Source organism: Psychromonas aquimarina ATCC BAA-1526 (genome assembly GCF_000428725.1).
In the GTDB taxonomy this organism is placed as follows: Bacteria; Pseudomonadota; Gammaproteobacteria; order Enterobacterales; family Psychromonadaceae; genus Psychromonas; species Psychromonas aquimarina.
The window spans coordinates 93,421-106,490 of the sequence record NZ_KE386793.1; the positions used below are offsets into that span (position 1 = coordinate 93,421).

The following is a 13,070-nucleotide window of genomic DNA, read 5'->3' on the forward strand; positions in this document are numbered from 1 at the left end:
TTTTTCGTTAATTATTCGATTTTTTACTGCTTGTCAGCTGTAAAAAATCCGTTATATAACATATACAGGTGAGCCGCACTCCAGGAGAAGTTCGGTGCGCCCTGCTGTTCGCCGGTTTCCGGGTTGTAGTTTTCACGAATAGGGCTGTCTTCAGTCAGGCCGTCGGCATTATCGAAGAATTTATTCGCCAGCTCTACCGCCTGATCATGATAACCGTATTGTTCCAGACCCTGGATACCAAAGTAGAACTGATCCACCCAGACACGTCCGCGCCAGTAAATATCAGGCCCGTAAGCCGGATTGGTTAACGAAGCGGTGCCAAGCGGCACATAGGTATTGAATTCATATTCACTGAGCATAATTTCAATAACGCGGTCGGCGTTAGACTGAGATGCAGCGCCGTTAAACAGCGGCGACCAGCCTTCAGGTCCGCGCCCGCGTTCTACGATAGGTTTACCTGCACAGCCGTTAGCCAGCTCTTTGTCTTCAATGCGGATATCATAGAAGTAACCAGTGCCTTCATCAAACATACACTTATTGATATAAGAGGAGATAAACTCTGATTTTTCGCGGAACACAGCAGCATCTTCAGGTTTACCTATAATATCCGCCATCTCTGCCAGATACTTGTTATCTGTGTACATGTAGCTTGCCTGATCCACCGATTCCTGCAGTAAAGAGTAACCCACTAACTGATCTCCGGTATCGCGGTTTTCAGCAAATAGTACCTCCCAGTCTTCCCGTGAACCGCCTTCTGCAATGTAGTCTTCCAGCTGATCATCATCGATAAAACCAAATACGGCCGCATCGTCACGTCCAGACTCCCAGGAAGCAGCTGTCTGCGCTGGAATCTCAATACTGTCGTAGTCGCCTGATGCAATCAGTGCATTGTAGTTGTCAATGCCCTGATAGTCATTAGTTTCACCGTTAATGGTTGCGGTGTAGCGCATCTCTCCCTCAAGGGTCGTGTGTGCTTTATCAACCGTCGCACCGTATTCTGGAATGCCGTTGCCGTTAGTATCACGGTTGCGCAGCCACCAGTCATGGTAGGCGACCAGTTTCGGATACATCTCTTCTATCCAGGCTTTGTCTTTAGTAATTTTGTATACTTCCATTACCGCCCATGCAGCCAGGCTTGGTTTGGTATTACGCTCACTCCAGTTGCCGCCGTCACCGCCGCGCTCCGGGCTTTTATTATAGGCAAGCAGATCCGGAATAAAACCGGCGTCAAAAGGACGAAGCGCATCATCTGCTTGAATCTGGTAGGCAAACATAGCACGGATGTTTTCTTTCGCTACTTGCGGGTTAAAGTGTGCCATGGCAAATGCCTGCTTCCAGGTATCCCAGGGCCATGTCTGGTTACCGGAGAACCAGCGCGCCGTGACCGACGGGGTCACTGAGTCATGCTCCATCGCACCGGCCTGACCGCGCCAGTTAGCGGTTAAGGTTTCAATTGATTTCACGGCGACGCGAGTCTGCTCTGCCGTTGCGTCTTTATTAGTCAGTCCTAAATCTAAGTACTCCTGCCAGCGGTTATCGCTGGCATCCTGATACTGCGCCGGGTTGTTCAATACCGCTGTAATTTTTGTCTGTTCTGCACTATTTTCCTGTGCAGTTAAAACATGCGTGTAGGTGGTGTAGATGGTGGTATCTTGAGTGATCTCAGCTGTTGAGCTGAAGGATAGATCATCAACAGTGGTTTCCGTCTTGATAGATTTATTGATCTGGTATTCAGATTCACCTGAGGTTAACAGATCCCAGGTTGAACGTACTTTACCGAAAGTGACTTTCAAGCCGTTGTCAGTTTTAACCAGGGTTCTATTATAAGTCGGATAAGTTTCAGAGATGCTTTTTTGAGACTGAGGGACACCTTCTTTGGCATAAACCTGCTCCATAAGCTCACCGTCCCATACCAGGGTTAATTTGCTGTCGGTAGTGATTTTTGTTTCCACTAACGAGGTACGGTTGGTTGCAAAGCGTAGGGTCATTTCTACGCTTACGCCGTCACCTGACAGCTTCTGTACTAGAGCGCCCGGTAAGCTGTATGCTTCCATGGTGAAATCAACTTTAACACCGTCTTTAAACACGCTTAGGCGGTCAAAGTTATTAGCCATGAAGTTGATATATTCTTCAGTCAGCAGCGCTGTGCCGGGAAAACCGCCCATGCTGTCCTGGTCATCGGGCAGCAGATGGCCGTGCCATGCTCCTAAATCGAAAAACGGACTAAAACGCTGATGTCCGCCGGCGTCGGTATCACGCATATATTCAGGCGAGCCTGTCCGATCGATAACATTTTTATATTCGCTTACCTGAGGTGCGCTGCTTTCATTGTTCTCAGACTGGCAGGCACCTAGAAAAAGCGCCATTGAAACCGACAGGGCACATATAGTTTTTTTCATTTGTTTAAATCCTTAGTGACAGATTGTTATCTGTATTTGTTTATCTCAGTTATCTTTTGTTGATGACTGAGCGGCAGTTTTATTGTCATCATAAATCTCCATTTTTAACCATGTTATGCCTAAGACCGGCATCAATTTATTTTCAGGCAGCCGCGGCTGTTAATCTGAAATTTTCCATATCGACGAAATATTAAGCTAATAAATAAACCGGACCAGCATTGTGGTTTTGACCCGCAGACTATGAACATTGAAAGAGCAAAGGCCAAGGAAATTAATGTAACGGAATGTAACATGATGCGCGATGTAACCTTTTGGTTTTAAATGATTTTTATCTATGTTGTGTTGATTGTTATGTTATCTTTTGAGAGTCGATCAAAAAGTTGCCAATGCATTTCAAGGCACTTTAGTTTTTCTTGTATAGACCGTTATAAATTATCAAATAGAGAGATAATTTACCCTGATGAAATCTGTGTTAATTGTGCTAAGCAGGTCAAATAAAAAAGTGCTTTACGTCTGTTTTTTCGCCAGTGTTATGGATCTTTTACAGAGCGCAGGAGGACGGGGAATAACCACAAAAGGCACAAAAATATCAACTGCGTTCAAGTGTGAAATATTGCGCTAGTTTCTCTGTCTGCTGTTTGTTCAAAAAAAGAGCTGTGTTGTTTTTTTTAGTCTTTGAATAGTGAACAACGGACAAAAAAAAGCCCGCTTAATTTATTAGCGGGCTTGAGCAGTTTTTATACGGCTGACTTATGGTTCATTTTTCTGTTCGGTAAAAAATTCGTTATATATTGTGTTACCTCAATATGCTTTGTCAGGCATTAGCTCGAATACCAGAACAAGCACCAGCAGGGCACTGGTGCTGTTATTTGTTATTTTGTTACTGTACTTGGAACTGGCTCTGCGAGCTCTTCAGTAGCTGTCTGCTTCTTTTCAAAGCGGGAAATCCACCAGTAAGCAAGAGCGGAGAATACCGCTGTCATAAATACATTTATAAAGAAGGCATTAACCAGGTCAACACCCGTCGGGAATGCAGATGCTGTCATGCTTACAACAAAGATAGTTATAAGAACAGATACAATACTCATACCCACTTTACGAGATCCCATGCGGAAATCTCGAGGCATATCATCATACTTCCAGCGCAGTACAAAGTAAGCCGCCATAATAAAGATCGGCGGCAGCATAGCTGTACCTGCAGTAAGGTTAATTGCAGTATTCATCATCTCTTGTACAGATTCAGAGCCAAAACCATTTACCACTAACATGACAAATACGAATGCAAACTGCCACCATGCCGCGCGGAAAGGAACACCGTGTTCGTTCAGTTCAGTTGTTTTTTCACCGTATACACCTTTAGGGATTTCAGAGAAGTGAATTTTAACGGGAGCTGCAGTCCACATCATCATTGAGCCGAACATTGCGATAAACAGTACAATACCTACAAAGCGGCCTACCAGAGCTTCAGAAATATTAAAGTACTGGGCCATACCGGTAAAGATTTCAACCATACCGCCTGCATAGGTCAGATCTTCACGAGGAACAAATACATTAACCAGCAGAGAACCGACTGCGTACATCGCACCGATAAGAACACCAGCTGCGATAATGACTTTTATGAAGGTCTTTTGACCGCCTTTTACATCTTTCAAGTAAGCGGCCGCCGTTTCTGCACCGCCTGCAGCCTGGAAGATCCAGCACATAATACCCAGGGTTGCCCAGTTAATAGTGGGTGACATTGCTGTTAATGTGATCGGCTCTGCTGGAACATGGTCACCGCCGAGTGCCGTTAGAGCACCTATAAGATAGATAGCGAACAGAGCAAGAACGCCGTAAGTAACAAACTCAGAAATATTACCTAACCAGGAAGCCCCTTTTGTGGATATATGTGTTGCAAAAGCAAACAGGGCAATAGAGATCATCGAAGTCACTATAGGTGAGAAGGTATACTCATAACCCAGCATTGCGTATGAAGCATAAGAAATAACGTTAGGCAGCAGAGAAATAAACCAGAACAGGTTTACAAACCAGTAAAGGAAAGAGCCCAGGTAGGCCATTTTTGTTCCTAACGGTTTTTTCAACCAGTCATACATGCCTGATTCTGAGTTTTTATTTGCGGATACAAACTCCGCAATAATGAAAACAAATGGAATGAAATAGACAATGGTAGCAAACAGAAAGACAGGGGCAGAGCTTAAGCCCAGTTCAATATTATTATTAACGATATTACGGACGTTAAATACCGCGACGAGTGTCATTGACAACAGGGCAAATTTACCTATCGTTCCGCGTATGGATGTAGACATATAACTCTCCACTTATAAAAAATTTAGTTAGCTTTGGCGACTTCATCACTGCTGATAAAAGCCGCCGTATTATTTAAAAAATTATTTATTTAAAAAATATCCGTCTTCAACGGTTACTTTCAGTACGACTTTACGTACCCGGCTGTCACCGTGAAAACGATAGGCTTTGTTATTATCAAAAACAGCAACCTGTCCTTTACACAGTTTTTGTGACTGCCCCTGTCCAAGCAGAAACTCCCGGTCGGTTTCATCTTGATAAGCCTGTTTTATATGCAGCGCATCTTTATGCGCAATCTCGACTGACTCGCCGCCTTCAAGATAATAATGGATATCAAAATAACGTCGGTTAGCAATGAAATCTGAAGTGTTTTTAGCGACACCGTCTTCAATCATATATACCAGAGAGTCGCCGATTGAATACATAACGCCGTCTTTTAGTTTTTCTAGATTTTCAATGGCTTCGATACAGCGGTTCCATTTACGGCCGTCGCGATAAACTTCTTTAAACTGGGTTAAATTGTCTAAAATAATCATGATATATTTTCGCCTTGTTCAATGTTGTCTGCACCGGTGAATGTGTGCTGTGATAATGTGCCTGCTGTGCTGCTTCCCCCGTCAAAGGGTATAAGTGTTAAGGCATACTGGAAATTCTGCATATAAACACGGTATGAATCTAACACTTCAGAGCCCCATGAATTTGAACCTAAGCCCATTAATTTATGGTCAAGGTTAACCGTAATAAAGCCGCTTTTTTCAAGCTCAATGGTATGCTGCGCCTGGTGCAGGTTCTGGCTGGTGTAGTGCCAGGCACTAAAATTAATTTCCTGCTCTGGTTTAATAAATAAACCTGAACCGTGGCGATCTGTTAAAGATGCCCAGCGCACATTCTGGCGGTTACCGTTATTTTGCGGGAAGGGGTAATTCTCAAACATATCCGCAACCGTTGTCTGGTAGAGATCGATAATATTGGCCTGCTGACTGTCCTGATAGTTCTCTTCCGGACCTCTGCCGTAATACTGGACTTGATCAAATTCGTTAGTGATACCGAGATCTAAACCAAGTACCGGGATTACATGTGGATATTCACCGTACTTTTCAGCAGACAGCTGCATATTAAGCTGGCCTTCTTTATTAACCTCATAGACGTAAGTACAGCGCATACCAAAATCAAATACCGGCGGTGCAACAATACTGTTTACTGTGAATGTGACTCTGCCGTTAACTTCTTCAACAGCGATTGAACGGAAGTGTTCCTGCATAATCTGCAGGTGAGCGGGCTCCCACAAACCGTCATGCTCCTGCTTGTGGTTATCAACCATAGGTTTAAAGAAATTAAGTTTCGGTGGGCTGGCAATCAACTCTTTGCCGTTTGCTGTCCAGGAGGTTAATTTACCGTTTATTTTTGAAAAGTTGAGGCTGAAGTTAAGACCTTTAACAAGGTAGTCTAACTGTGTTTCTTGAATCTCAAGTGCAGTCGCACTGCTGTTAGTGAAAGCCGGCAACTGCTGCGTATTCTCTTTTAACTGTACCTGGTAGAGCGCAATGTCGTGATTAGCTTCACTGTATAAAGTGCGCGAGTCTTTACGTATGGTAAAGTTAATAAAAGTTTCGCGATCATCAAGCTGTGTTATATCCAGTTCAATATCACGGCTGCTGTCTGCAGCTAAATCTTTCACTTTCAGGGTGATGCTTTGTAATGTTTCACCTTCAGCACGAACTTCAGCTGTGATTGTGTAGTCGTCAAGGCTGGAGAACCACAGTTTATTATCAACAGTGAAAATACCGTTTTGAGTATCTTTAGCACGAATTTTTACCGGAGCAATAACTTGTTTATACTCTTTAAGGCCGGGTCCAGGTGTCTGATCTGAATAGACTAATCCGTCCATGCAGAAGTTATAGTTATTCGGGTAATCACCATAATCACCGCCGTATTTTAAAAACTCGGTACCGTTTTCATCTTCTGCCAGAATGCCGTGATCACACCACTCCCAGACATAATGCCCCTGAATTGAATCATGCTCATAAAAAACATTCTGGTATTCTGTTAAACCGCCGGGGCCGTTACCCATAGCGTGGGCATATTCACAGATAATACGTGGTTTATCATGCGGAAATTCACCAAATGCATTCATTAACTGGGCACGAGAATACATAGTACTGATAACATCAACCACTTCAGCATCACGGTCTTCTTCGTAATGGACTAAACGTGTATCATCAATGGCTTTCGCCGCCTGGTACATCGCTTTGATGTTGCAGCCGTAACCCGATTCGTTGCCCAGTGACCACATAATAATTGAAGCATGATTTTTTTGAGCATGAATATGACGTTCAATACGCTCTACAAATACATGTTCCCATTCAGGATCGTCAGTAATACGGCTTAGATCTCCGACATTGGCAAAACCATGGGTTTCCACATCGGTTTCAGCCATCACAAATAAACCGTAAATATCACATAGTTCATAAAAGCGCGGGTCGTTAGGGTAGTGTGCTGTTCGTACCGAATTGATATTGTGCTGTTTCATCAGGATAATATCTTTTTCAACCCGGTCCATACCAACCGCACGGCCTTTGAGGTGATCATTATCATGACGGTTAACGCCGTGCAGCATTACGTATTTATTGTTGATATAGAACAGACCGTCACGGACTTTAATATCACGGAAACCAACACGTTGAGGGATAATCTCAAGGGTGTTACCCTGCGCGTCTTTATGAATCAGAATAAGCTGGTATAAATAAGGCTTTTCAGCGTTCCAGTGTTCCGGGCTGTCGACATTGAGACTAATGTTATGAGTAAGCTGGGAATCAAAGTTTAGTGACTCAGATACACCTTGTGCAACAACGGTGCCGGCATCAAGTAAAACATATTCCAGGGTGTGGTTTAGTACTGCACTTTTACTTAGATTTTCTAATTCAACGCTGCAGGATAATCGAGCATTTTGATAGTTATCATCAAAATCAGTACGAACGGTAATATCCTGAACATGCACCGGCTCTTTGCCGACTAAATAAACATCGCGGAAAATACCGCCGGTCCACCACATATCCTGGTCTTCAATATAGGTCGAGTCAGCCCACTGCATAACACGAACAGACAATAAATTTTCACCCTGCTGTGCATATGCAGAAATATCAAATTCTGCTGTTAAACGACTGCCTTTACTAAAACCAATATAGCGGCCGTTTATATACACTTCAAAGTAGGTTTCAACACCGTCAAATTTAATAATGGTTTGTTTGTTGTTCCATGTTTCACCTAACGTGAAAATACGCTGATAAGCACCAGTAGGATTATCGCTTGGTACAAAAGGTACATCAATCGGGAATGGAAAACCTTCATCTGTATATTGAAGATCTCCGTGGCCTTCCATTTGCCACATATTTGGTACAGTAATACGACCCCAGCTGTTCATATACTGAGAATAAAATTCATCAGGTACAAGCATTGGATTAGTAAAAAAATTAAAATTCCACCGGCCGCTTAATAACTGATAGCGGCTGCTTAATTCACGCTGGAATGTTGCGGCACTTTGAATTGAATCATATGAGAAAAAGTAAGCACGTGGTGCCATACGATTCTCATTTAAATTAAAGAAGTTTTCCCAATTGTTCATATTTACCCTCCGGTTAATACCGAGCGTTTAAGTTAATAAAATTTGCAGGTAAATATTAACTAAAACTTTAACTAAACATAATGGTAATGTTTAATTGGTTTTAACCAGGTCACATTTTTAATTGCAACCAGCCGTTAAAGCAGCGCTATTTGTCTCTTTAATGCTTACGGTTGCAGAATATTGTAAGGGTATCTTCTTCGGTTCTGAGATTAGTGTAATCAGTAAGGGGAGCTAATAGAGCAGGGGGGATGCTTCCTGCGCTTGGGAAATTAACAGATACAGGAATTTTTCTTTGCTATCGACGTCGTTCAATCAGTAAGTTAACAGCCTGGATGCCCATTAATTCAGAATCAATCCGAAAAGTAGGCAGTGAAGGGAAGGTGAATTTTGCCGTTATTTTACTCAGCAAATGAAAAATGCGACGTACAAATGTTGTTTTAGTAAAATTGTTTACATTTGTTTTTACTATTTTAGCAGGCACGGTTGTCTGTTTTAGCATTGTTGATAATTTTAACCAGCAGGATTGATCTGATATTTATTGAGATGAGTATTTATTCTATCCATGTGCAAATTGTCTATCATCCTTAAATAACGGATAAAAAAAGCCCGCTGATTTCTTAGCGGGCTTGAGCTGTTCTTATAAAGCTTATTTACGATTCATGTTTCTGTTCGGCGAAAAACTCGTTATATAACATATATAAATGAGCTGCACTCCATGAGAAGTTAGGTGCACCCTGCTGCGCTCCATTTAGCGGATTGTAGTTTTCACGGATAGGGCCGTCTTCCACCAGACCGTCGGCATTCAGGAAGAATTTATTGGCTAATTCTACCGCCTGATCATGGTAGCCGTACTGCTCCATACCGCGTACACCAAAGTAGAACTGATCTACCCAGACACGTCCGCGCCAGTAAATATCAGCGCCAAAGGCCGGGCTTTGCTGTGATGCTGTACCTAGAGGAACAAAGGTATTGAACTCATCTTTATTAAGCATGGTATTAATAACAATATCGGCATTTTCCTGGGTTGCCGCGCCGTTAAACAGCGGTGACCAGCCTTCAGGTCCTTTGCCGCGCTCTACGATAGGTTTACCTGCACAGCCGTTATCCATTTCTGTTTCTTCAATACGAATATCATAGTAATAGCCGCTTTCTTGATCAAACATACAGGTATTAATGTAAGAAGCTATGTCTGCTGATTTTTTACGAAACATTTTAGCATCGGCAGGTTTACCTAAAATATCAGCCATCTCTGCTAAATATTTGTTATCACTGTACATGTAGCTTGCCTGATCAACGGATTCCTGGAGCAGCGAGTAACCGATCAGCTGGCCTGTTTCGTCGCGGTTTTCTGCAAACTGTACTTCCCAGTCTTTACGAGAACCGCCGTCTTCAACATATTTCTTCAGCTGATCTTCATCGATAAAACCAAATACTGCCGCATCGTCACGCCCGGACTCCCAGGAAGCCGCCGTTTGTGCCGGGATTTCGATATGATCGTACTCACCTGAGGCAATCAAAGTATTATATTTTTCGATACCCTGCAGCTCCGTTTTTTTACCGTTAATGGTGGCTGTAAACAGTATTTCACCGTCCGGGGTATTGTGTGCTTTATCAACTGCCGCGCCGTACTCTGGAATGCCGTTACCGTTATGGTCGCGGTTACGCAGCCACCAGTCATGGTAAGCAACTAGTTTCGGGTACATCTCTTCAAGCCATGCTTTATCCTGAGTGGTATTATAAACTTCCATTACCGCCCATGATGCCAGACTCGGTTTTGTATTACGCTCGTTCCAGTTACCGCCGTCACCGCCGCGTTCCGGGCTGAGGTTGTAAGCTAATAAATCGGGTACATAACCTGCGTCATAAGGGCGCACTTTATCATCGGCCTGGATCTGATAGGCAAACATTGCGCGGATATTTTCTTTAGCCACTTCCGGATTGAAGTGGGCCATTGCATAAGCCTGTTTCCAGGTATCCCAAGGCCAGGTCTGGTTGCCTGAGAACCAGCGGGCTGTCACAGAAGGTGTTACTGAGTCATGTTTCATAGCTCCGGCTGCACCGCGCCAGTTGCCGTTTAGCGTCTCAATGGATTTAACTGCCACACGCGCCTGTTCTGCAGTGGCATTTTTATTGGTTAAACCTAATGTTAGATACTGTTGCCAGCGTTTATCTGATTGTTCCTGATAGCTGAGCGGATCGGCTAATACTGCAGCAATTTTAGCCTGTTCTGCCTGGTTTTCATCTGCCGTTAAAACATGGGTGTAGGTGGTATAAAAAGTCGTATCACCGCTGATTTTAGCGGTTGAGGTGAAGCTTAAGCCGTCAACCTGTGTATCAGCCTTAATGGTTTTATTAACCTGATACTCTGATTCACCTGAAGTCAGCAGGTCCCATGTTGAACGTACTTTACCGAAAGTTACTTTCAGGCCGTTGTCGGTTGCCGCAATTTTACGATCGTATTCCGGGTAGGTTTCAGAAACTGATTTATCTGACTGCTCTACGCCTTCAGCCGCATGTGAACCTTCAATCAACTCGCCGTCCCAGACCAGTGTTAATTCACTGTCGCTGTCGATTTTAGTTTCAAGTAAAGAGGTACGGTTAGTCGCAAAACGTAAATGCATTTCAATTTTTATATCATCTGCTGTCAGCACCTGCACCAGTGAGCCGGGTAAGCTGTAAACTTCCATGTCGAAGTCTACTTTTTTACCCTCCTTGAATACCGTCAGGCGGTCAAAATTGGTCGCCATAAAGTTAATATATTCTTCGGTCAGCAGAGCGGTTCCGGGGAATCCACCCATGCTGTCTTTATTATCCGGTAACAGATGACCGTGCCACGCGCCTAAATCGAAGAACGGGTTAAAGCGCTGATGTTCGTCAAAGTCATAATCGCGCATATATTCTGGTGAACCAGTGCGGTCAATAACATTTTTAAAAGAGTCTGCTGATAACAAAGTCTGCTCAGCAGTCTGTGCTGATTTAGTTTGCGCCTGTTCGTTAGTGGTGCCGCATGCTGTTAACGTTAATGCTGATACAACGGCTAGTGCACAGATAGATTTATTCATTTTCATTATTTAACCCTCATTATTACCAGTAGAAGTACTGCATTGCAAATAGTGATGCATCACCTGATTCTGTGTCGTCACCTACTGCAAATTTAATATCAAAAGCGCTTGCATAAGCGCCGTCACCGTATTCATACCAGACGCCGGTATTGATATAAGAGGTGATACGGTCTTCTTCGTTTTCAACTTCATTATTGGCGTAGGTATAGGCTGCGGATAGATAAACACCCGGGGCAGCTTCATACCATGCACTGGTCATAAAACCTGTTTCTTTGCCGTTACCTTGTTCATTACCACGGTCAGTATCATGCCAGACACGTGCTGCAAAATTGTGGAATTCAGCACCAGCTAAATAAAGCTCACCGGCACCGTCACGTATTTCTGCACCGCCTAACAGGGTTAAGTTATCCATAAGGTCGTACTGGACATAACCATTAACCATGGCATTCAGTGTGTATTTATCGGCATAGCTGTCGTATTTACCAAAATGTACAAATGAGTCATCTTCGTTGAAATCTGATTCTGGTGATGCGGAAATGCTGTAGCGGAGCTTGCCCTCTAAGTTTTGTACTTTAACACCAGCATTTAAATCACGTGTGTTTGGGATAACATAACCGTACTCAACCGTTGCGTCTCCCCACCACTGAATATCATCCAGTGATGAGTCCAGGCGGCCGGCTATAATCTCAGTTTGATTCTCAGTACGGTAACCAGCATAAAAGCGGTTTACCCCGCCTTCAAACCCGCCCCAGCCGTGGCCTGTTGCCCAGGGATTACCTTCGTCATCGACTTGTACCGTCCAGCCTTCCATGTAGGCTAAACCAAACCAGTTACCTGTATCAAAGGCGAGTCCACCCTCAATATAAGTACCGTCGCCGTAACGACCTTTTTCATCACCTTCCAGTGCAGTATGACCGCCTATGCCGAGTTCGCCGTAAAATTCCCAGATAGATTCCTTTCCCTCTGCCGTATGAGCTTCTTTACCATGTATTTCATGCACTTCTTCTGCACTGGTGTAACCAGTTGCTAGAAGGCCTGCAATCAGTACAGACAGGGTTGTTTTTTTCATAATAGTTAATCCTTCGAGAATTTTTCGCTGCATTATCTACTGCACCGAAAGGTTGTTAATTGTTTAGTAATATTGTTGATGCTGTTAATACACACCGTGCTTTTAGTTCAGTGTTTTATTAAACGATTTTGATCCCCGGCTGCATTAAGCGCTCAGGGCTTAACAGAACACTTTCTGACTCGTCTTCTGTCTCAGCACAAAGCAGCATGCATTCGGACAGTTCGCCGCGCATTTTTGCTTTAGCCAGGTTGGTTAAAACAACCACTTGTTTACCAAGCAGCTGTTCTTCACTGTAATAGGGAACCAGACTGGTTACCGTCTGTAGTGTTTTTTCACCAATATCAACCTGTACGATATACAGTTTGTCGGCATTTTCATGACGAACCACCTGACTGATATTACCGACACGAATATCTAACTTTGCAAAATCACCGTATGAAATTGTACTCATCTAATGCCTCGATATTAAAAAAGCGTTTTATTACTTTTTCTGTTTAAATTCAGATAGTAATGGGAGTATAGTAGAGCATAAAACATGGCTTTATATTCCGGCTATACCTCTATCACTATCTAGGTATGGCGTTTTAGTAAAATCAAATGTAAACTTTTACTAA

7 protein-coding genes are annotated in these 13,070 nt (G+C 43.4%); all 7 read right to left on the reverse strand.

Annotation, left to right across the window (positions count from 1 at the left end):
• Nucleotides 1–23 precede the first annotated feature (23 nt).
• Nucleotides 24–2,399, reverse strand: coding sequence for an alpha-glucosidase (gene ygjK / locus G337_RS0123880; RefSeq protein ID WP_028866084.1), 2,376 nt, complete (start codon nucleotides 2,397–2,399; stop codon nucleotides 24–26).
• A gap of 872 nt (nucleotides 2,400–3,271) precedes the next feature.
• The gene (locus G337_RS0123885; protein ID WP_028866085.1) at nucleotides 3,272–4,705 is read right to left on the reverse strand and encodes an amino acid permease; all 1,434 of its coding nucleotides are present in this window, start codon (nucleotides 4,703–4,705) and stop codon (nucleotides 3,272–3,274) included.
• A gap of 81 nt (nucleotides 4,706–4,786) precedes the next feature.
• Nucleotides 4,787–5,239, reverse strand: coding sequence for a beta-galactosidase subunit beta (locus G337_RS0123890; RefSeq protein ID WP_028866086.1), 453 nt, complete (start codon nucleotides 5,237–5,239; stop codon nucleotides 4,787–4,789).
• Nucleotides 5,236–8,325, reverse strand: coding sequence for a beta-galactosidase subunit alpha (gene ebgA / locus G337_RS0123895; RefSeq protein WP_028866087.1), 3,090 nt, complete (start codon nucleotides 8,323–8,325; stop codon nucleotides 5,236–5,238). Before ebgA ends, G337_RS0123890 begins: the two co-directional genes overlap by 4 nt.
• 650 nt (nucleotides 8,326–8,975) lie before the next feature.
• Nucleotides 8,976–11,393, reverse strand: coding sequence for an alpha-glucosidase (ygjK, locus tag G337_RS0123905; RefSeq protein ID WP_028866088.1), 2,418 nt, complete (start codon nucleotides 11,391–11,393; stop codon nucleotides 8,976–8,978).
• 16 nt (nucleotides 11,394–11,409) lie between these two features.
• Nucleotides 11,410–12,456, reverse strand: coding sequence for a protein YgjJ (ygjJ, locus tag G337_RS0123910; protein WP_028866089.1), 1,047 nt, complete (start codon nucleotides 12,454–12,456; stop codon nucleotides 11,410–11,412).
• 118 nt (nucleotides 12,457–12,574) lie between these two features.
• Nucleotides 12,575–12,907, reverse strand: coding sequence for a tRNA-binding protein (locus tag G337_RS0123915; RefSeq protein WP_028866090.1), 333 nt, complete (start codon nucleotides 12,905–12,907; stop codon nucleotides 12,575–12,577).
• Nucleotides 12,908–13,070 lie beyond the last annotated feature (163 nt).